Source organism: uncultured Williamsia sp. (assembly GCF_947494875.1).
GTDB lineage: Bacteria > Actinomycetota > Actinomycetes > Mycobacteriales > Mycobacteriaceae > Williamsia_A.
The window spans coordinates 360006-381131 of sequence record NZ_CANLWM010000001.1 but is presented as its reverse complement, the minus strand read 5'-3'; the positions used below and the strand labels follow the sequence as shown (position 1 = coordinate 381131).

Below are 21126 nucleotides of genomic sequence, written 5' to 3'. Positions count from 1 at the left end.
GAATCTGAGTCCACAGGAGGTGATGGGATCCCCATGCGTCACTACGAATTGATGGTCATCCTCGACCCGAGTCTCGACGAGCGCACCGTGGCCCCGTCGTTGGACACGTTCCTCAACGTGATCCGCAACGACGGCGGCAAGGTCGCGAAGGTCGACATCTGGGGCAAGCGCCGGCTGGCGTACGAGATCCAGAAGCACTCCGAGGCGATCTACGCCGTCATCGACATCGATGCCGAGCCCAAGACCGTCACCGAGCTCGATCGTCAGCTGAAGCTGAACGAGTCGGTGCTGCGGACGAAGGTGCTGCGCTCGGGCAAGTGAGCCCACGGGTCGGGTGTCGGGACGGATCTGCATGATCGTGGAACCAGATCGACGCCCGGCGGGTCGAATGAGACGAGACTGCTCATCGATCCACCCCTGAACCCGCCCCACTCGCACCGAACCACCAAGGAGATCGATCCATGGCCGGCGACACCGTCATCACCGTCATCGGGAACCTCACGGCCGATCCGGAGCTGCGTTTCACGCCCTCCGGCGCGGCGGTCGCGAACTTCACCGTCGCGTCCACCCCGCGCACCTTCGACCGTCAGACCAACGAGTGGAAAGACGGCGAGGCGCTGTTCCTCCGCTGCAGCATCTGGCGCGAGGCCGCGGAGAACGTGGCCGAGAGCCTGACCAAGGGTGCCCGGGTGATCGTCTCCGGTCGCCTCAAGCAGCGCTCCTACGAGACCCGCGAGGGTGAGAAGCGCACGGTCGTCGAGCTCGAGTGCGACGAGATCGGTCCCTCGCTGCGGTACGCCACGGCCAAGGTCAACCGCGCCTCGCGCGGTGGCGGCGGTGGCGGAGGCGGGAACTACGGCTCCGGCGGCGGCGGCGGTTCCCGCCAGTCGTCCGGCGGCGGTGCGGTCGACGACCCGTGGGGCAGTGCCCCTGCGAGCGGGTCGTTCGGCGGCAGCGACGACGAGCCCCCGTTCTGACACGACACATCTGAGGGTGCTGCGCGAGCGCGCGGACACCCGACATCCCAGGAGAACAAGGAATGCCCAAGGCAAAGAGCAGCGGCGGCGGCCGTAAGGGCCGCGCCGAGAAGGTGGTCAAGGCCAAGGCCTGCACCTTCTGCAAGGAGAAGAACCTCGTCATCGACTACAAGGACACGTCGCTGCTGCGTCGTTTCCTGTCCGACCGCGGCAAGATCCGGTCGCGTCGCGTGACCGGCAACTGCGTCCAGCACCAGCGCGATGTCGCTGTGGCCGTCAAGAACTCGCGTGAGGTGGCGCTGCTGCCGTTCACCTCGACGGCGCGCTGAGCGGAAGGGATCACACCATGAAGCTCATCCTCACCGCAGAGGTCGAGAACCTCGGTGTCGCCGGCGACACCGTCGAGGTCAAGGACGGCTACGGCCGCAACCTGCTGCTGCCGCGCGGCCTGGCCATCCCGGCCACCCGTGGCGCACAGAAGCAGGTCGACGGCATCCGTCGTGCGCAGGAGGCCCGCGCCGTGCGCGGCCTGGAACACGCGAACGAGCTCAAGCAGGCGCTCGAGGCGCTCGACGCGGTCACCCTGACCGTGAAGACCCACGACTCGGGCAAGCTGTTCGGCTCGGTCACCACCGGTGACGTCGCCGCGGCGATCAAGTCGGCCGGCGGTCCCGTCGTCGACAAGCGCTCGGTGTCGCTGCCCAAGGGACACATCAAGTCCACCGGTACCCACCCCGTGGACATCGAGCTGCATCCCGATGTCACCGCGTCGGTGCAGATCTCGGTGGTCGCCGCGGCCTGACCGCCTGTCGGCCACATCCCCTCGGCCCCTGACCGCAGCACGCGGTCGGGGGCCGAGGTGTTTCTCAGCGTCGCGCGATGTAGGTGCGCGCCTGTGCTCCCACGAGGTCGACGAGATCGTCCTGCGCGATGTTCACGTCCAGCAGATGCAGACCCCAGGTCGGGTTCGGCAGTTCCGGGAGAGCCGCGGCCGGAACGGGATTCCCTCCGCTCACCCGCAGCACGTGCGGGCCGGGGCCTGTGGTGCACCGTCCGCTGTACCCGGTGACCGGCCTGCCGGCGATCCGGCTCCGCAGCGGCGCCGTGGCCGCCGTGCCGACGGCCGCCGGGTTCGTGCACGCCACGCTGTACCCCGCGCCGGCAGGAAGTGGCTGCGACGGTGACGTCGCCTCCGCGGGGACCACGCCGTAGCGCGTGTCCGCGGGCGGGGTGCGCCCGAACGTCGAGAAGGCGATGACACAGCCGGTCTCACCACGCGTGGTGCACAACGGGGTCCGGGTGAAGTCGCCACCGGTGAGCGAGCCGGTCCGGGTGAGGACGTTGCCGCCCAGCAGGATCGCCGACACGAGCCTGTCGTGGACGGGCGACGGTTCGATCTCCTCGCGCAGGAGCGTCCGGAGCATCAGCGTGCCCTGCGAGTGTCCGATGAGCACGACGCCGCGGCCGGCGTTGTGGTGGGCGAGGTAGTCGCGCCATGCGCTGAGCACATCCGTGTAGGCCACGCGCAGCGCCGCTGTGCGGTCCGCGATCGACCGAGCGGCGAACAGGCCCCGCAGGCTGCTCTGGCGGTACACCGGCGCCCAGACGCGGCAACGCGTGCCAAACGGCTCGGCCTGTTGATTCGCGATCAGTCGTTCCTCCGGCCCGATCGCCCTGGGTGCGTTGACGCCGGGCGCGAGGGACACGGTGGGGTAGACGTAGAAGCAGTCGATCGGCGCGTCCTCACGGCCACCGCACGGGTCGCCCGGTTGGCCGGGGCGACACAGCCACAGGGTCGACGTCGGCGCGGGATCAGCCGTTGCGGTGGCGGGGATCCCGACGACCGCGAGGATCGCCGCGACCGCGGCGACGAGAGCGATGATCCGACGGGTCGGGCGGGCTGGTCCTGCGCGCATGGGCGGGTCCTGTCAGTGGGCGGGTGACTCCTCGATCCTGTCCAGTAGACGACATCCGCCGGGTGTCTCGGGCGGTATCCGCACCGGTATCGCCACGACGTCGCCTGGCACGAGATCGGCGGGGAGGTCCACTGTTCGCTCGACGCCACACGCGGTCAGGGTCACGGGATGGCGGTGCACGACGGATGTGCGGCCGACCAGACGCGCTTCGTGCCAGTACATCCCGGCGTCGTCGACGACGACGCTCGACGACAGGCGAGTGCGCCCACACAGGATCCGGTGGTGAGGCGACCCGGTCGTCACCCCGGACACGCCGAGCACGACGACGCCGATGGGATCGTCTGTCGGAGAGCGGAACACCAGCGGGGTGCCGAGCAGGCGTGCTGCCCGGGCGAGTGAGAAATCCTGCACGACAACGTCGTCGAGCGTTGCCCTGCTTCCGGACGGCCACCGGACCCGGTCCAGTGGGTCGGGGATGCTGCCCCGCAGCGTCGGCATGATGTCGGTCAGTGTCACGGGATCCGGTCTACTCCGTCGACGCACGCGATCCGTTGTCGTTGACGACTTCTCGACGCTCCGGCGGGCGATGTGCACGCGGACTGCACACCCGGGGATCCCGGCCACGGTGCGCTACCCTCGGTGGTGCCGGAAGACGTACGTACTGTTTCGCCCGGCGCAGTGGCGGACTCCGCCGCCGATCGGGGGGTCGTTTCCCGCCGTGTGCCTTTCTCGTCGACGGATGTTCACGGCACCGACACGCGCAGTGCGTTGCGATCGGGCGAACACGCCCGACAGCACGAGATGCCGCGACACGCCGAAGGATCTCAGATTTCTTTTGTCCACCCCTTTACCCGCGCTTGACCAGCGCGGACACGTGTACGGCGTGGAGTTCATCCACAGGTGTGCACAAGTGGTGCACAAGTCAGGCCCCCTCGGTCCACAGGATGTGCACACATCGGTCCACACGCCCGGTTGGACGTCGCCCACCCGGGACCTAGTCTCGTCTCCTGTCGCCCGCGCCGTTCGCGGTGTCGGTGCCGGCGGGTAGAACCGCTGGCGGGGCGAGGTGCCTCGAGCACAGACCGGGCAGGGTCGAGTCGGGAGGATCAGCTGTGGCTGTTGTGGATGAACGCGGTCATACGCCCCGTGACCGTGACGAGCCACCGGCGCAGGATTTCGGACGTCAGCCCCCGCAGGATCTGTTGGCCGAGCAGTCCGTGCTCGGCGGCATGATGCTGTCGAAGGACGCCATCGCCGACGTGCTCGAGGTCCTGCGACCCGGCGACTTCTACCGGCCGGCGCACCAGGCCGTCTACGACGCGATCCTGGAGCTCTACGGCAAGGGTGAGCCCGCGGACGCCGTCACCGTCTCCGCGGAGCTCGAGCGCGCCGGTGAGCTTCGGCGCGTGGGTGGTGCTCCCTACCTCCACACCCTCATCTCGACGGTGCCCACCGCTGCGAACGCCGGCTACTACGCGCAGATCGTCGCCGAGAAGGCCATCCTGCGGCGGCTGGTGGAGGCCGGCACGCGCATCGTGCAGTTCGGCTACGGCGGTGACGACGGCCAGGACGTCGCCGAGGTCGTCGACCGCGCGCAGGCCGAGGTCTACGAGGTCACCGAACGCCGCACCGCCGAGGACTACGTCCCGTTGGAGGAGTTGCTCCAACCGACCATGGACGAGATCGACTCGATCGCCTCGCGCGGCGGGTTGTCCCTCGGCGTGCCAACGGGATTCGCCGATCTCGACTCGGTCACCAACGGTCTGCACCCGGGCCAGATGATCATCGTCGCCGCACGCCCCGGTGTCGGCAAGGCGCTCTCGCTGGACACCCCGCTGCCCACCCCCACCGGCTGGACCACCATGGGCAGGGTCAAGGTGGGCGACCACCTCCTCGACGCGCAGGGCCGACCCACCCGTGTGGTCGCCGCGACCGATGTCATGACCGAGCGACCCTGCTACGAGGTGGAGTTCTCCGACGGCTCGGTCCTCGTCGCCGACGAGCAGCACCAGTGGTTGACCGAGACCGACCGCGGTTCGGCGGTGCAGACCACCGGGCAGCTGTGCGGCCAGGAGGGTGCGGTCGGTGTGCGCAACGCCGAACCGCTGAACCTCCCGCGACGTCGCTTCTGCTACGGGCCGTACACAGTCGCGGCGTTGGCGGGCATGGCGTTCGACGACCCCGAGATCGCGATGCGCATCGACGCCGAGGGCCCCGTCGACGTGATGGCGCTCATGTCCGACCTCGGTGGGCGCATCCCGTACGAGTACCTACGCGGCTCCGTCGCCCAGCGGCGTGCGCTGCTGGCCGGCCTTCTCGACGCGCGGGGCCGGGTCGACGAGGACGGCTGGATCACCGTCCCCGCGGCGACGCAGCACATGACCACCGTCGTCGCGGATCTCGCGGCGGGACTGGGGTATTCGTACCGGCGGGCAGCGACCGGCTGGGTCCGGATCGACGCCGACGACGACGTGTTCACCGTGCACGACAAGGCGATCCGCCACAAGGAACTGCGTCGCCCGTCGAGGATCCGTCGGATCGTCGCGGTCCGTGCGATCGACAGCGTGCCGGTGCGGTGCGTCGAGGTCGACAACGCCGACCACCTCTACCTGGCCGGCGAGTCGATGATCCCGACCCACAACTCGACGCTCGCGATGGACTTCCTGCGCAGCTGCTCGATCGCGAACCAGCTGACGTCGGCGATGTTCTCCCTCGAGATGGGCAAGACCGAGATCGTCATGCGCCTGCTGTCGGCGGAGGCGAACATCAAGCTCGCCGACATGCGGTCGGGTCGCATGAGCGACGACGACTGGACCCGCCTGGCGCGTCGCATGGGTGAGATCTCCGAGGCGCCACTGTTCATCGACGACTCGCCGAACCTCACGATGATGGAGATCCGCGCGAAGGCACGACGTCTGAAGCAACGACACGACCTGCGCCTCGTCGTCATCGACTACATGCAGCTGATGACGTCGGGCAAGAAGGTCGAGTCACGCCAGCAGGAGGTCTCGGAGTTCTCGCGCCAGCTCAAGCTGCTGGCGAAGGAGCTCGAGGTGCCTGTCGTCGCGATCAGCCAGCTGAACCGTGGCCCGGAGCAGCGCACCGACAAGAAGCCCCAGGTGTCCGACCTCCGCGAGTCGGGATGCCTACCGGCCTCGACGCGGGTCCTGCGCGCCGACCACGGAAGGGAGACGACGCTCGGCGAACTCATCGCCAGTGGTGAGCGACCTTTGGTGTGGAGCCTGGATGAGCGGATGCGCATGGTTGCGCGTCCGATGACCGCGGTCTTCTCCAGCGGTGTGAAAGAGGTCTTCGCGGTGCGGATGACCTCGGGTCGCGTCGTGCGGGCAACCGGTAATCACCCGTTGATGACCGTTGACGGGTGGATCCCGCTGCAGGATCTTACCGTCGGTGATCGCGTGGCTGCGCCACGTGCGGTCCCCGAGCCCGTCCACACCGAGCGGATGCACGAGGCGGAGATCGTGATGCTGGCGCACATGATCGGCGACGGGTCGTGTGTGAAGCGTCAGCCGATCCGGTACGCGAGTGTCGACGAGGCCAACCTGGCGGCGGTGTCGGAGGCTGCAGCGCACTTCGGTATCACCCCGGCGCGCGACGACTACGCCTCGGCGCGGGTCACCACCCTCCGACTTCCGGCGCCGTTTCATCTGACTCACGGCAGGCGGAATCCCGTCGCTGCGTGGCTCGACGAGCACGGGTTGTTCGGTCTCCGCAGCTACGACAAGTTCATTCCGGCGTCGGTGTTCGCTCTGCCCAACGATCAGCTCGCGCTCTTCATCCGCCACCTCTGGGCGACGGACGGGTCGGTCCGATGGGATGCGGAGGCCGGGCAAGCGCGGGTCTACTACGCAACCACGTCGCGTCGTTTCGCCAATGATCTGATGCAGGCGCTCCTGCGGTTCGGAATCTATTCACGGGTCAAGTGCGCCAGGAAGCCCGGGCATCGGGACTGCTGGCACGTACTCATCTATGGCGTCGACAGTCAGTTGGTGTTCCTGAGCCAGATCGGTGTCCACGGCGCGCGCAGCGTCAAGGTCGACGACTGTCTCCTGCGGCTCGCGTCTGTACATGCGAACACCAACTCGGACACGGTCCCGCGGGATGTCTGGAACAGGGTGCGGGAATTGCTCGCCGACCGCGGGATGACGCATCGCGAGTTCTCGGCGGCGATGGGCTCGCGGTTCTGTGGCTCGACTATGTGGAAGCACTCACCGAGCCGGGGACGTCTGGCGCGCGTAGCACAGATTCTCGACGACGCCGACATCGAGATGCTCGCGACCAACGATGTCTACTGGGACCAGATCGCGGAGATCTTCAGCCTGGGCGATCAGGAGGTGTTCGACGGAACAGTGCCTGGCACACACAATTTCGTCGCTGACGGAGTGTCGGTCCACAACTCCCTTGAGCAGGACGCCGACATGGTCATCTTGCTGCACCGCCCCGACTCCATCGAACGCGACGACCCCCGCGCCGGCGAGGCCGACATCATCCTCGGCAAGCACCGCAACGGTCCGACGGCCACCATCACCGTCGCCCACCAGCTCCACATGTCCCGCTTCCGGAACATGGCCAAGGGCTGATCGGTCAGCGGTCGAGTTCGGACAACTCCCGACGAGGGATGGGCCTGCCGGACATGACCTTTCCAGCGATGGCGCCGAGGCGGATCATCCCGCGGTAGGTCGCCGGGTTGAACAATGTGGGCCAGGCGGTCCGACGCCGGTTTTCGTCGACGGGACGGCCCTCGACGCGTTCGCGGAGCCAGCGCAGCGCGGTCGGCGCCGACAACGGGTGCATCAGCATGTGTTCGCTGAAGCGGTCGCGGTGGTAGGTGACGTCGGTCCCGGCGTCGGCGTAGGTGCGCGCGAGAGCGTCGATGTCGTCGACCGCGACGATGCGGTCGTTGCAGGCCTGCACCAGCAGGACGGGGATGCTCGGCGGCGACTGACCCAGCCGGATGGAGTCGAACACGCGACGCACCTCGGGCATCGCGAGGATCTCCTCGAGCGGGGTGTCGAGGAACGCGCCCATGTCGGTGAACATGTACCGCACGACCGCCTCGACGGTCGTCATCGCCTGCAGCCGAGCCAGTTTCGCCCGGCCCTCGACCGTGGCGTGCCCGTCGATGATGTCGTCGAGCTCGGGGTAGACGTGGCGCAGTGCGCTCACGACCAGCGCCGGGAGAGCGGAGAAGAATGTGCCGTTCAGTCGCTGGTAGGTGTTGCCGAGATCGCCCACGGGAGAGCCCAGTACGGCGCCGACCACGTTCAGTTCCGGGGCGTGCGAGTCGTACATCTCCGCGGCCCACGCCGACGCGAGACCGCCGCCCGAATAGCCCCAGAGACCCACCGGCGCATCAGGACGCAGACCCAGTGGCGCATAGGAGAGCGCGGCGCGGACGCCGTCAAGGATGCAGTAGCCCGGCTCGTAGGGGATGCCCCAGAGGCCCTTGGGCCCCTCGTGGTCCGGGATGGACACCGCCCACCCCTCGGCGAGAAGGGCCGAGATCAGGACGAACTCGAACTGCGGCAGCGCACCGAGCGCCTTCGCGCCGCGGCGCAGCGCATACGACGGGAAACACCGCCCGGTGATCGCGTCGATCGCGCACTGGTACGACACGATCGGTGTCGGCTCGTCGGCGTCACGCCGATCCGGTAGGAGGACGGTGGTGACGGCGACCATGGGCTCGCCACGCAGGTCGACCGTGCGGTAGTTCAGCTGAACTGCACGCACCGGCTGACGCACGAATCCCAAGAACGCCAGCTCCACGTCGCGCGATCGGAGCACCGTGCCGGGCGCGGCGTCCTCGAACCTCGTGACCGGGACGTAGAAGTCGTCGTCGCGGGGGAGCCGTGGACGGCGGCCGGCGGCCAGAGGCTCGTGCGGCGCCGCGAACGGGCGCTGGGGTGACGAGGGCGCGGCGGAGTCGTGTGGGCTGATGGGATGGTCCTCTGTCGGGATCTGACACATCGACGTGTCCGAGCACCCCGACGCTACCGCAGGGGTGCGTCGGGGTCCGACCGCACGATCAGGCGGCGGCCACGATGATCACCGTCACGACGGCGAGGACGAAGGCGACGATCGACGGGACCGAGCCACCGCGTGTCTCGGGGTCGGCGAAGTCGCCGTGCCGCACGTGGAAGATCACCGCGCCGGCGAAGACGATCGCCAGGCCGATGCCCGCGGCGATACCCAGCGGGTGCCAGGCGATACCGATCAGCAGGCCGACGGCGCCGGCGACCTCGGCGGCGCCGATGAAGCGGACCAGGTTCGCGCTGAGTCCGCGGCTGAGGAGCCCCTCGGTCGCAGGTCCTTTCAGCCCAGCCTTCGGCACCCCGGCGAAGGCGGAGAACAGCGCCAGGACGACGGCGAGGACAGCTGCGGTGATGGTCATGACCAATCTTTCGACAAGTGCTTGCGCACGCAAGGACATCAGGATGTCAGCTTGTGCTTGCTTGCGCAAGTATTGTGGTGTGGCGCGGGAGAGGGGTGTGCGATGACGGGAGACGAGCAGTCCCGACCACTCGACGACCGTGAGATCCGTGCATGGAAGGCGTTTGCGCGCAGTCTTATCGTCGTGCCACGCGCTCTCGAAGCGGATCTGCTGCAGCACTCGTCGATGACCATGGGTGAGTACCAGGTGCTGGTGATGCTCTCGGAGTCACCCGACCGGAGCTCTCGGATGAGCGAACTCGCGGCTGCCGTCGGGCTGTCGGCGAGCCGTATGACCCGACTCATCGACGGGCTGCGTCGACGCGGCTGGGTCGAGAAGATCCGTGACCGATGTGACCGTCGCGGAGCGATCGCGGTGTTGCGCCCCGATGGCCTCGTCGCACTGGACGACGCCTATCCCGCGCATCTGGTCGCGGTCCGGCGGCATGTGATGGACCACCTCGGCGAGGTCGATCTCGGCGCGCTCGCTGCCGCGCTGGAGTCGATGGTTGAGATGACCTCGGGCGCTCAGGACTGAGACGCCGCCCTCCGGTAGACCCTTGCATTGTTGAGACGATTCTATATATTCGTCTCAACAGGACGACGGCAACCGGCAGGAGCAGGCCATGAGCATCGGGTTCGACGAGGGGATCCGTCAGGCCGAGCCGATGCCTGTCGACGACACGGGCACCGACACCGCGACGAACCCGCTCGGGCCGTCGTCGCTGATCTGGAAGTTCTACGGCGACCGGCGTGCGGTGCTCAGCTTCCAGCGGGTCGCCGGCACGGAGAACTGCATCGAGCAGCTCGCCAAGGGCGTCGAGGACCACTCGGTCATCTTCAGCGACTTTGCCGGTCGTGCACGGCGGACCGTTCCGCCGATCATGAAGACGATCTACAGCGAGAACCCGGCCGTGTGGGGGCGCAAGGTCCGCGACTTCCACCGGTCTATCAAGGGCACCGTCGACAGCGACGGATCCCGGTACCACGCGCTGAACCCCGAGCTCTTCTATTGGGCGCATGCGACTTTCGTCGACCACGTCCTCTTCACCACCGACACCTTCATCCGTCGCCTGTCCGAGACGGAGAAGGCGCAGATCTTCGAGGAGAGCAAGGCCTGGTACGCGCTCTACGGCGTCAGCGATCGCACACAACCGCAGACCTACGACGAGTTCCGCGCGTACTGGGACTCCATGCTCGACCGGTTCGTCCCCACGAAGACGATCACCTACGCGACCGGGTACCTCCGCAAGGGCGTCCCGCGGCCGAAGCAGGTGCCGGCGCCGGTGTGGAGGGTCGTCGGTCCTGTGGTCGATGCGGCATTGCACGTCGTGGTGGTCGGGACCCTGCCGCAGCAGATGCGGGACGTCTGTGGGCTCGGCTGGACGGACAGAGACGAGCGGCGATTTCGGCGCTTCGCCGCGACGATGCGCGCGCTGAACCCCCTGATCACGCGGCTCCCGCTCACGACGCTGTACGTGCCGTGGGCAGCGCAGGCGTGGACGCGGGCGGGTGTCGATCCGAGGCGCATCGCGAACCGTCCCGCGTAATCTGCGCGCATGGTCCCCAGCGCCCGTCGCGCGAGTCTCCGCACGTCGGCGTCACCCGCCGAGCAGGAGGCCGAGATCGTCGCGGCGGCCGAGGCCGAGTTCACCGCGGTGGGTGTCCGCCGGGCGAGCCTCGACGAGATCGCCCGCGCGGCCCGGGTCAGCCGCAGCACCCTCTACCGGCGATTCCCCGGCAAGGAGGACCTGCTGGCCGCTGTCGTCCGGCGGATGTCGTTGCAGCTCAGTCGCGATCTCGACGAGGCGACGCGTGGCCTCGGTCCCCGCGAGGCCGTCGTCGAGGCGTTCGTGCTCGCCACACGCGAGGTCCGGGGCAGCACCCTCGCCAAACGACTGCTCGTCGACGAACCCGAGATGCTCGATCTCGTGGTCGACTCCGCCGACGCCGCTGGCGGTGCGTCTCTGATCGACACCGTCAGCGCGTTGATCGCCGGGACCCTGCGGCGCGCGGGCGCGACCATGCCCGACGACGATCTCCGCGTCGCGGCGGATCTGGTCTTCCGGGTGCTGGTCTCGGTATCCCGCCGGTCCTCCGCCGCGGTCGACATCGACGACGAGCCCGCGATCCGTGTGATGGCCACCACCTTTCTCGCGCCGATGGTGCACTGACGACGGAACACCCTGCCGCGGTGCGGCGTTGGTGCACTCGTCCAGACCACGGCAGAGGAGGGCGTGATGCGTGCGATCGGTTTCACCGACTTCGGAGGGCCCGAGGTGCTCACCGTCCTCGACGTGCCCGAGCAGCACGCGGGTGAGGGCGAGGTCAAGATCCGTGCCCACGCGGCGGCGGTGAACCCGTCCGACCTGGTGACCCGGTCCGGTGGAGGTCGCGACCGCTGGGCCGACGTCGAACCCCCGTACGTCCCCGGGTGGGAGGCCGCGGGCGTGGTCGAGGAGGCGGATGCCGACACCGGGTTCGCCGTCGGCGACGAGGTCCTGGCCATCACGCTGCCCGTTCTCGACGGCGGTGGTGCCTACCAGGACTCGATCGTCGTGCCGAGCGCATCCGTGGTGCGACGACCGTCGGGTGTGGACGTGTTCGCGGCGTCGACGATCGCGATGAACGGGTTGACGGCGCTGGTCGCACTCACGCTGGCAGACCTCGAACCGGGCGACACTGTGGCGGTGACCGGATCGGCCGGGGCGCTGGGCGGCTACGTCGTCCAGATCGCCTCCCATCGCGGACTCCGCGTCATCGCGGACGCGAAGGAGTCCGACGAGGAGTTGGTCCGCGGTTTCGGTGCGACCGAGATCGTCCGCCGCGGCGATCACGTGGCCGACCGGATCCGTGAGCTGGCGCCGGACGGCGTCGCCGCGCTGGTCGACGGTGCGGTACAAGCCGATCTCGTCCTTCCCGCCCTCGCCGACGGGGGGCGTTATCTCGCCGTGCGGTGGGCGAACATCGGTGGCGGCACACAGGACTCCGACCGCATCGTCCGGCACGACGTCCGTGTCGCCGACCATGTCCGTGATTCGGGCGGGCTACAGGAGCTGGTGAGCCTGGTGGAGGACGGCGTGCTGACACCGCGCGTCGCCGATGTGCTCCCCGCGGAGGAGGCCGTGCAGGCACACCGTCGACTCGAGGCAGGCGGTCTTCGCGGTCGTCTCGTGCTCGACTTCAGCTGAGACCGGGGTCGCCTGTCTCCGCGTCGCGCAGTGCCGCCCAGACCCGGGCGGGGTTCATCGGCAGCTGTCGGATGCGGACACCGGTCGCGTCACGGATCGCGTTGGCGATCGCGGGTGCGACGGGGTTGTAGGGGGATTCGCTCATCGACTTCGCGCCCGACGGCCCCAGTCGGTCGTATGTGTCGGCGAAGAGGACCTCGGTGCGCGGCGAGTCCGAGAGCCGGGGGATGTGGTAATTCCGCAGGATGTCGGTCCGCACCACGCCGTCGACGAGGATCATCTCCTCGTACAGGGCGGATCCGATCGCCTGCGTCGCACCGCCTTCCACCTGACCGCGGCACTGTTGCTCGTTGAGCACGGTCCCGGCGTCGGCGGCCTGGATCGACTGCAGGATCCGCACCCGGCCCGTCGGCAGATGCACCGCGACGCGGACGGCGTGGACGTTGAACACGACGCTGCGGGGCGTGCCGTCGTGGCGACCGCGCACCACGATGGGCCCGGATTCGCCGGCATCGATGCGTCGCCGCAGTTCCCGACACGCCGCGTGCAGTGCGGATCCTGCGACAACTGTTCCCGCGGAACCGAATGCGCCGGTGTCGTGTCGCACGACGTCGGTGTCGGACTGTCGCACGACGATGTCCTCCGGTGCGACCCCGAGGGCGTCGGCCGCGAGCTGCACGTGCACGGTGGTGGTGCCGTTGCCGAACTCCGCGGTGCCCACCGACACGACGATCCGGCCGTCCGCATCGCGCTCTGCCGTCACGTCGGCGACATGCCCGTCGGGTGGGATCGTCGCGATCATCGACGGTGACATGCCCTCGCCGACAACCCACTCCGGATTGTCGCGGTACTCGTGGCCACCTCGTCCCGGGTCGTCGGCACCGTCGCGCAGGGCGCGTTCGGCGAGGTCGAGACACTGGTCGAGTCCGTAGCTGCCGAACTCGAGGTCGTGGTCCTCCACCTGCCAGGTGACGAACCGCTCGGCCGCGGTGATGACGTTGTGCCGCCGGAAGGCGAACGGGTCCATACCGAGCTCGCGGGCCAGATCGTCCATCGCGCTCTCGACCGCGAAGATCACCTGGCCCAGTCCGTATCCGCGGAACGCGCCCGACGGAAGGTTGTTGGTGTAGACGCAGTGCGCGTCGACGCGCTTGTTCGGACTGCGGTACAGCGACACGGACTCCGAACACCCGTGGAACATCACGCCGGGACTGTGATTGCCGTAGGCGCCGGCGTCGGACAGGACGTCGATCGCGAGCGCGGTGAGGGTGCCGTCGGGCTCGGCCGCGGCGGTCACACGCACCCGCATGGGGTGTCGGCAGGGCGCGATCGTGAACTGGTCGGTCCGCGACATCTCCCACGCGGCGGGTCGGCCCGTCCGCAGCACGGCCAGCAACACCACGTCCTCGGTGAGGAGTTCCTGCTTGGCCCCGAACGCACCGCCGATCCTGGGCGCCACGACGCGGATGGTGTCCGCGGGCATCCCGAACACGTATGCGAGCTCGTCGCGGACGAGGAACGGCACCTGCGAACTCGACCGCAGGACATATCGCCCGTCGTCGTCGATCCACCCGATGGTGCCGTGGGTCTCGAGGTGCACGTGCTGCACCCGCGCGGTCTGCCAGACGCCCTCGACGACGGCACCACCCGCGGCCCGCGCGGCCGTGACACCGGCCACGACGTCACCGACCTCCCCGTGGATCTCGGCGATCACGTTGCGAGCGGGGTCGGCGATCCGCGCCGTCGCAGCGTCTTTGTCGCCGTGGACGGCGGGCGCACCGGGCGTCATCGCCTCCTCGGCATCGAACACCGCCGGCAAGACCTCGTAGGTGACGTCGATCAGATCGACCGCACGCTTCGCCTCCCGCGGGGAGTCGGCGACGACAGCGGCGACACGTTGGCCGACATAGCGCAGCCGGGTGTCGAAGACGCGGATGTCGTCGGGATCGTCGGTGCGCGAGTGATGACGGGCGGTGGAGAACGCGACACCGGGGTCGTCGCGGTGGGTCAGGACGGCACGGACCCCGGGCGCCGCCTCAGCCAGGCTGACGTCGATGTCGACGATCCGCGCCGACGGGTGGGGGCTGCCCAGGATCGCGATGTGCCCCAGGTCGTCCACGTGGACGTCCATCGTGTACTGCTCGACGCCGGTGACGATTCGCTGTGCCGCAGGCGCTTTCACGGCCGCGGGATCGGCAGGCAGGGCATCTGCGTCGACGGAGTCCGTGATCGCCTCGGCGATCGCCCGGTAGCCGGTGCACCGGCAGAGGTTGCCCTTCAGCGTCCGGTTGAGGTCGCAGGCCCTGCGTCGGTCGAAGGTCGACGCGGTGACCACCATGCCGGCCGTGCAGAAGCCGCACTGGAACCCCGCCCGGTCGACGAACGCCTCCTGCACCGCGTCCAGGCCGGGCCCGGCCGCCGTGGTGATCTCGCTGTCGACCGCACGGAAGGCGGGGACGATGCAGGAGTGCACGGGCCGTCCGTCCATCACGACGGTGCACGCGCCGCAGTCCCCGGAGTCGCAGCCCTTCTTGACGGCGCTGTGGCCGTGCTCGCGCAGGTAGGTGCGCAGGCACTGTCCGGGTGCGGGGGCACCGGTGACGTCCTGGCCGTCGACCCTCATGTGTCGGAACCCAACTCGTCGGCGACCTCGCGGATCAGGTGGGGGACCACAGACCGCCGCCAGTCTGCGGTCCCGTGCGCGTCGGTGAACCACGCCGAATCGGGAACGGCTGCGGCGCAGGCCGAGACCACCTCGTCGGGATCGGCTGTCGTGACCGGCACGGCGAAGGGTCGCACGGAACCGCCGCTGACGGAGATGACCATGCCGTCGTCGGTGGCGCGTCCGAGGACGACGGCACCCGCGCGGCCGTACTCGGCGTACGAGACCCGCCGTGCCGCGACCCGCGCGGTGAGCACGGCGGTGGACAGATGGATGGACCGGAGCAGGTCGCCGGGCGCCAGGGAGGTGCGCTGATCACCCACGACGAGCTCCTCGACGGAGACGACGCTGTCGGTGCCGTCGGGATGCCAGATCAGCAGCGACGCGTCGAGGACGGAACAGAGCGACGTCATCGATCCGGCGGGCAATGCGAGGCACACGTTGCCCCCCACGGTCGCGGTGTGCCAGATCTTGTACGACGCGAGCAACGAGTCCGCGCACCAGCGGAACAGCGTTCGGGCGGTCCAGGACTCGGGGAGATCGGCGTGGACGAGACGGTCGATGGTGCAGGTGGCCGCGATCTCGAGCCCGTCGCCGGTGACGGTGAGATCGGGCCAGCCGAGTGCCGTGAGGTCGACGAGCCGCCGCACGTCACGCCCCGGCTCCGCCATGACCGACGTGCCGCCCGCGAGCGGGGTGTCACCGGGCAGTGCCTGGGGCAGGTCCTCACGGGAGGTGGGCCGGACGACGTCGTCGACGAAATGCAGATCCACGCGCGCCTCAGCCTGCCCGGTCGAGCAGTCGTCGGTGTGCGGCGGAGACGGCGCGGGCCAGCACGTCCGGGTCCGACGCCACGGCGAGCCCGTCGGCGACGACGGTCGTGCCGCCGACCCACGACCGCCGGATCGGCGGCGGCGAGCCGAGGACGAGCGCGGCGACCGGATCGTCGATGCCGGCGTGCGCCGGTCCGGTGAGATCCCACAGCACCATGTCCGCCAGCATGCCCGGTGCGAGGGACCCGAGGTCGTCGCCACGTCCGAGGACCCGCGCCCCGCCGACCGTGGCCAGGCGCAACGCCTCCCGCGTGGACAGGGATGTCGGCCCACCGACCGCGCGTGCCAGCATCAGCGCCATCGTCACCTCCTGGAGGAGTCGAGCCGACTCGTTCGAGGCGGCGCCGTCGACGCCGAGTCCCACCACCGCGCCCGCGTCGAGCAGATCGCGGGTCCGGGCGATGCCCGCGCCCAGACGCCCGTTCGACGTCGGGCAGTGGGCGACGGCGGTGCCGGTCCGGCCGAGTTCGGCAACGGATTCGTCGTCGAAGTGGATGCCGTGCGCGAACCAGACGTCCGATCCGGTCCATCCGAGGTCCCGCATGTACTGCAGCGGTGTGCATCCGAAATGCTCGGCGCAGTAATCGGTCTCGTCGCGGGTCTCTGCGAGGTGGGTGTGCAGTCGCACCCCGCGGTCGCGTGCGAGGGCGGCGGACTCCCGCAGGAGGTCGGTGCTCACCGAGAACGGTGAGCACGGTGCGAGCGCGATCTGCACCATCGCGCCGGGCGACGGGTCGTGCCACTTGTCGATCGACGCGGCGCTGTCGGCCAGGATCGCGTCGAGGGTCTCGACGACCGAGTCGGGAGGGAGTCCACCGTCCTTCTCGCTGAGATCCATGGATCCGCGCGTCGGGTGGAAGCGGACCCCCAACGTCGTGGCGGCGTCGATCTCCGCTCCCAGCAGATCGCCCGCGCCGGTGGGGAAGACGTAGTGGTGGTCGGTGGTCGTGGTGCAGCCGGACTCCAGCAGAGCCGTGATGGCGCCGCGCGCACCGGCGTGCAGACCGTCGACGTCGATGCCCGCCCACACCGGGTACAGCGTCGTCAGCCACTGGAACAGGGTGTGGTCGGCGGCCAGTCCCCGCGTGATCCACTGGTAGAGGTGGTGATGGGTGTTCACCAGGCCCGGCGTCAGCAGACACCCGGTCCCGTCCACCCGCTCGGCGTCGGCCGGGATGGATCCGGCGTCCACGTCCACACCGGTGATCCGGTCGTCCTCGACGAGAACGGTGGCCGTGGCGAACTCGCGGCCGTCGGCGTCCATCGTGACGACGGCGGCGTTCTCGATGACGGTCGACGTCATGTGAGCCAGGTCCGCTGCGGGGTCCACGCGGGTCCGGCGTCGGGTGCGTCGTCCCGGCTGACGGCAGCCTGGATCAGGCCGTACGGGCGGTCGTCGGCGTGGAACACCTCGTTCGGGTTGTCGAGGCCGAACGGCGACAGGTCGTAGACGAAGTGGTGTTTGTTCGGCGCGGACAACCGCACCTCGACGATCTCCGGATGCGCTTCCAGCACCGCCGATCCCATCGCGAAGAGTGTCTGCTGCAGGGCCTTCGACTGCAGGGTCGCGAACTGGGCGACCATGATCGCCTTCACGTCGTCGTAGACGGTGTCCCAATCGACGTCGATGGTGGAGAACCGCCACTTCGCGACCAGCGAGGTGGCCATCACGCGGTCGTTCGTCGGTTCGAGGATCGTGTACTTGTCGGTGGGGAATCCGTGGAACTCCGACCCCGTCGACTTGAGGATCACCAGGTCGCTGAAGCCGCCGACAACCCAGGTGCGGCGGCTGCCGTCGGAGTCGTCGACCGTGATGTCGGCGGTGCGGGTCTCCTGACCCCGACGGACCCAGGTGTGGTCGTGCTCTGCCCCGTCGACGAGGACACGCTGCCACGCGTACTCCTCGATCTCGATGCGCGCCCCGCTCACCGGCTCCACGGTGTCGACGAAATGTGTTGCCAGGTCGAGCCCGTACCGCTCGATGGTGGCGATGCCCTTCTCCTTGGCGAACGCGTAGCACGTCTGCTTCTGCGTGTCGGTCGGGAGGACGGCACCCTGGTCGCCGACGGTGTAGGCCTCGGTGAACGCGCCGCGCAGCGCCGTGCCGACGTTGAGATCACGGATCTCGTGTCGGGGCGTGTCCCGGTAGATGCGGACGACACGGTTCTCGGCCTTGCCGTACTGGTCACCGCTCAGGGTGATCCCCATGGGTGAGACTCCTCTCAACTTCCGCGGTAGGTGGAGAACGCGAACGGGCTCAACAGGATCGGGACGTGTTGATGGGCGTCCGAGTCGGCGACGCGAAACGTGACCACCACCTCCGGGTAGAACGTCTCGACGCCGCGCTCGGCGAACCAGGCGCCGGTGTCGAACCTGATCCGGTACGTACCGATGGCCATGTCTGCTGCGAGGGCACCGATGCGCCCGTCGTCGTCGGTGGTCCCGTCCGCGAGCGTCGTCCCCGCGTCGTCGGACAGGGTCACCGACACCCCGACCGCCGGACGACCCGTCACGGCATCGAGCACATGGGTGCTCACCGACGCCATCAGCCCGCGTCCTCGGCGAGTTGCGCCGCGGGACAGATCATCCGCGACAACCGCATGCGGGTGATCTTCGCCAGCTCGAGGCGCAGGACGCGACGTTCGGTGTCGGGATCGTTGTGCAGGCGTTGCCGGAGGATGCGGAGGAGCTCCCCGGCGGGGCGACCGTCGGCGTGCACGAGGTAGACGTGTCCGAACCTCTGCTCGTACTCCTTGTTCGCGAGGCGGAGCTCCTCCAGCACAGCGGGATCGGCGCCGGTCACGTTGCGTTGCTCGCGGGCCGAGCTGGCGTTCGTCGACCGCTCGCCGATGCGCGGATGACCGTCGAGGGCCTCGTCGAGGTCGGCCTCGGTCAGCTCGGCGAGGATCAGGTCGGACTGGTCGAGCAGGGCGTCCTCGTCGGCGAACGGTCGTGCGGCGGCGACACGGATCGCCCACATCCGCGACGAGCAGCACGCGTAGAGGGCGTGCACCGCCTGCGTGTCGGACAGGGCGTTGAAGCTGTCGATCCCACGCCAGTCGGGACGTCGCATCGGCTACCGGCCGGTCCCGCCGAGCCGACCGAGATCCTCGAGTCGCCGCAGCCGGGCTGTGGCGATGGGGTTCGCGTCGGCGACGAGGTCGTCGAAGCGGTAGTTGGCGATCTTCGCGATCTCGATGAGCGCGAACGAGCGCTCGCTGGTCGGTGAGTTCTCCATGCGCGACCATCCGTTCCTCAGGACCCGCTCGTAGCGCTCGGTCTCGCGCGCGCAGATGACGAGTGGGAACCCGAAGTGCTCATGGTAGGCCCTCGCGAGGTCGGTCAGGCTGCCCAGTTCGTCCTCGTCGAGCAGGACGAGGGCGGTGTGGTCGGAGGCGGCGGGGTTGCCCTCGTCGTCCTGCGAACCCAGGTCGGGGAACGACCGGATGAGCTCCAGATGCTCGTCGTCGTTGCCGGTGATCATCGCGTCGGAGAAGGCGGCACGCAGGTCATGGGTCGTCTCGAACGGGCGCTGCTGGAAGGCGCGGTCCACCACCCACTCGGTGCCCTGGACGAGACCGCCGAACGTGGCCAGGAACGTCTCGCGCGACATGTCGTTGACCTCGGCGAGCCGGATCGCGCCGCGGCCGGCGACCGCGGGTCCCTTCGAGCCGGTGTGGAAGAACAACAGGTTCAACAGGATCGCCGTGATCGCACCCATCGTGATGCCGGTGCTGAACGGGATCTGCAACAGACCGGGGACCGCCTCGTCGACACCGGGCAGCCCCGGGATGTCGACCGGCGCACCGGCGACCGTGACGGTCTCCGGGGCCACGGACTGCGAGAACTGGACGTAGAGCCCCATGGCCAGCGAGGTGCCCGCGATGATGAGGTTGCGGTGGTCCGTGAAGTCCACCCCGCCGAGGGTCTGGATGCCGACGATGGCCACGGTCGCGAACATCACCAGCGCGGCGCCGCCGAGCACCGGTGACGGGATGGTCTCGACCAGCTTCGCGGTCTTCGGCAGCAGGCCCAGGACGATCATGATGACGCCGGCCGCGGCCACCACGAACCGACTCTTCACCCCGGTCAGTCGCACCAACCCGACGTTCTCGGAGAACGCCGTGTACGGGAACGAGTTGAAGATGCCGCCGATGACGGTGGCCAAGCCGTCGGCGCGCACGGTCGCGGCGATGTGCCCCTTGGTGATCCGCTTGCCGACGATCTCGCCGGTCGCGAACACCGACCCCGTCGACTCGACCGCGACCACCAGGAGAACCACCACCATCGAGACGATCGCGATGACGTCGAAACGCGGCCAACCGAAGGCGAACGGATCGGTGAAGCCGACCCACGACGCCTCGCCGACCTTCTCGAAGCCGGTGTCGCCGAGAGCCCAGGCGACGAACGTCCCGACCACCAGCCCGAGCAGGATGGAGATCGTCGCCCAGAACCCGCGGAAGAACCGCTGCATGAGGACGATCAGGACGATGGTGCCGATCGCGTACAGCAGCCAGCGGCCGTTGCCGGCGTCGGGGAGCTTGCTCGACGGGTCCCGTGTCGCGTCGCCCGCTCCGACGGGCAGCAGGCAGATGCCGATGATCGTGATGAGCGTCCCCGTCACGACCGGAGGGAAGAAGCGCACCAGGCGGGCGAAGAACGGGGCGATGAGGAAAGTGATGACGCCGGCCGAGATGACCGCGCCGTAGACGGTGAGCAGGCCGACGCGGCCGCCGCCGTGGTCGTTGGCGATCTTGATGACCGGGGCGAGTGTCGCGAACGTGATGCCCTGCAGGAGCGGCAGACGGACGCCGATCTTCCAGATCCCGACCGACTGCAACAGCGACGCGATGCCGCACGTGAACAGGTCGGCGGTGATGAGCATCGTGAGCGCTTCGGAATCCAGCTTGATCGCGCTGGCGATGAGCAGCGGGACCAACACGGCGCCCGCGTAGAACGCGATCACGTGCTGCAGACCGAGGGTCGCGAGCTTGCCGACCGGTGGGACCTCGTCCACCGGATGCTTGCGTGTGACGGCCGAGCGTGCGGCAGCAGATGGGTCGTCGGTGTTCGTCGCCATGGTGTCCCCTCTCCGGC

The 21126-nt window shown here is 68.9% G+C and carries 20 protein-coding genes; 9 read left to right on the top strand and 11 right to left on the bottom strand.

Annotation, left to right across the window (positions count from 1 at the left end; genetic code table 11):
• The first annotated feature begins 33 nt into the window (after window positions 1–33).
• From rpsF to rplI, 4 genes are all read left to right on the top strand, one after another.
• Window positions 34–321 (top strand): 30S ribosomal protein S6, encoded by a 288-nt coding sequence (rpsF, locus tag Q1A98_RS01985; protein WP_253646556.1) that lies wholly within the window; start codon window positions 34–36, stop codon window positions 319–321.
• A gap of 140 nt (window positions 322–461) precedes the next feature.
• Window positions 462–977, top strand: coding sequence for a single-stranded DNA-binding protein (locus Q1A98_RS01980; protein WP_299569471.1), 516 nt, complete (start codon window positions 462–464; stop codon window positions 975–977).
• A gap of 62 nt (window positions 978–1039) precedes the next feature.
• Complete coding sequence (gene rpsR, locus Q1A98_RS01975; RefSeq protein WP_253653594.1) at window positions 1040–1306, top strand: 30S ribosomal protein S18; 267 nt, start codon at window positions 1040–1042, stop codon at window positions 1304–1306.
• A gap of 17 nt (window positions 1307–1323) precedes the next feature.
• Window positions 1324–1779 (top strand): 50S ribosomal protein L9, encoded by a 456-nt coding sequence (gene rplI, locus Q1A98_RS01970; protein WP_299569470.1) that lies wholly within the window; start codon window positions 1324–1326, stop codon window positions 1777–1779.
• Between the two features lie 64 nt (window positions 1780–1843).
• On the opposite strand, the gene Q1A98_RS01965 is transcribed toward rplI, so the two are convergent.
• Window positions 1844–2893, bottom strand: a complete 1050-nt coding sequence (locus Q1A98_RS01965) for a DUF3089 domain-containing protein (protein WP_299569469.1) — start codon at window positions 2891–2893, stop codon at window positions 1844–1846.
• 12 nt (window positions 2894–2905) lie between these two features.
• A complete protein-coding gene (locus Q1A98_RS01960) occupies window positions 2906–3409 on the bottom strand; it encodes a hypothetical protein (RefSeq protein ID WP_299569467.1) in 504 nt (167 codons plus the stop codon).
• A 596-nt stretch (window positions 3410–4005) separates the two neighbouring features.
• Between Q1A98_RS01960 and Q1A98_RS01955 the strand changes: the two genes are divergently transcribed.
• Entirely contained in the window at window positions 4006–7494 is a 3489-nt protein-coding gene (locus tag Q1A98_RS01955) for a replicative DNA helicase (RefSeq protein ID WP_299569466.1), read from the top strand.
• Between the two features lie 4 nt (window positions 7495–7498).
• Here the strand turns inward: Q1A98_RS01955 and Q1A98_RS01950 are convergent, their stop codons facing one another.
• Window positions 7499–8881 carry a lipase family protein gene (locus Q1A98_RS01950; protein WP_299569464.1) on the bottom strand — a complete coding sequence of 461 codons (1383 nt, stop codon included), beginning with the start codon at window positions 8879–8881 and terminating at the stop codon, window positions 7499–7501.
• A 58-nt stretch (window positions 8882–8939) separates the two neighbouring features.
• Complete coding sequence (locus Q1A98_RS01945) at window positions 8940–9305, bottom strand: DoxX family protein (RefSeq protein WP_299569462.1); 366 nt, start codon at window positions 9303–9305, stop codon at window positions 8940–8942.
• 183 nt (window positions 9306–9488) lie between these two features.
• On the opposite strand from Q1A98_RS01945, the gene Q1A98_RS01940 reads away from it, so the two are divergent.
• From Q1A98_RS01940 to Q1A98_RS01925, 4 genes are all read left to right on the top strand, one after another.
• Entirely contained in the window at window positions 9489–9881 is a 393-nt protein-coding gene (locus Q1A98_RS01940; protein ID WP_299569460.1) for a MarR family transcriptional regulator, read from the top strand.
• A gap of 88 nt (window positions 9882–9969) precedes the next feature.
• The gene (locus Q1A98_RS01935; protein ID WP_299569459.1) at window positions 9970–10893 is read left to right on the top strand and encodes an oxygenase MpaB family protein; all 924 of its coding nucleotides are present in this window, start codon (window positions 9970–9972) and stop codon (window positions 10891–10893) included.
• A 9-nt stretch (window positions 10894–10902) separates the two neighbouring features.
• The gene (locus Q1A98_RS01930) at window positions 10903–11517 is read left to right on the top strand and encodes a TetR/AcrR family transcriptional regulator (RefSeq protein ID WP_299569457.1); all 615 of its coding nucleotides are present in this window, start codon (window positions 10903–10905) and stop codon (window positions 11515–11517) included.
• Between the two features lie 66 nt (window positions 11518–11583).
• Window positions 11584–12534 (top strand): NADP-dependent oxidoreductase, encoded by a 951-nt coding sequence (locus Q1A98_RS01925; RefSeq protein WP_299569455.1) that lies wholly within the window; start codon window positions 11584–11586, stop codon window positions 12532–12534.
• Here Q1A98_RS01925 and Q1A98_RS01920 read toward each other — a convergent pair.
• From Q1A98_RS01920 to Q1A98_RS01890, 7 genes are read right to left on the bottom strand one after another with little or no spacing between them, the layout of a single operon-like run.
• On the bottom strand, window positions 12527–15157 hold the full coding sequence (locus Q1A98_RS01920; protein WP_299569453.1) for a molybdopterin cofactor-binding domain-containing protein: 2631 nt from the start codon (window positions 15155–15157) through the stop codon (window positions 12527–12529). The genes Q1A98_RS01925 and Q1A98_RS01920 overlap by 8 nt on opposite strands.
• On the bottom strand, window positions 15154–15969 hold the full coding sequence (locus Q1A98_RS01915) for an FAD binding domain-containing protein (protein ID WP_299569451.1): 816 nt from the start codon (window positions 15967–15969) through the stop codon (window positions 15154–15156). The genes Q1A98_RS01920 and Q1A98_RS01915 overlap by 4 nt, the downstream gene beginning before the upstream one ends.
• Before the next feature lie 7 nt (window positions 15970–15976).
• A complete protein-coding gene (locus tag Q1A98_RS01910; protein ID WP_299569449.1) occupies window positions 15977–17332 on the bottom strand; it encodes an 8-oxoguanine deaminase in 1356 nt (451 codons plus the stop codon).
• Complete coding sequence (gene pucL, locus Q1A98_RS01905) at window positions 17329–18237, bottom strand: factor-independent urate hydroxylase (protein ID WP_299569447.1); 909 nt, start codon at window positions 18235–18237, stop codon at window positions 17329–17331. The genes Q1A98_RS01910 and pucL overlap by 4 nt, the downstream gene beginning before the upstream one ends.
• Window positions 18238–18251: 14 nt before the next feature.
• Complete coding sequence (uraH, locus tag Q1A98_RS01900; protein WP_299569445.1) at window positions 18252–18575, bottom strand: hydroxyisourate hydrolase; 324 nt, start codon at window positions 18573–18575, stop codon at window positions 18252–18254.
• On the bottom strand, window positions 18575–19102 hold the full coding sequence (gene uraD, locus Q1A98_RS01895) for a 2-oxo-4-hydroxy-4-carboxy-5-ureidoimidazoline decarboxylase (protein ID WP_299569444.1): 528 nt from the start codon (window positions 19100–19102) through the stop codon (window positions 18575–18577). The genes uraH and uraD overlap by 1 nt, the downstream gene beginning before the upstream one ends.
• Window positions 19103–19105: 3 nt before the next feature.
• Entirely contained in the window at window positions 19106–21109 is a 2004-nt protein-coding gene (locus Q1A98_RS01890) for a solute carrier family 23 protein (RefSeq protein WP_299569443.1), read from the bottom strand.
• Window positions 21110–21126 lie beyond the last annotated feature (17 nt).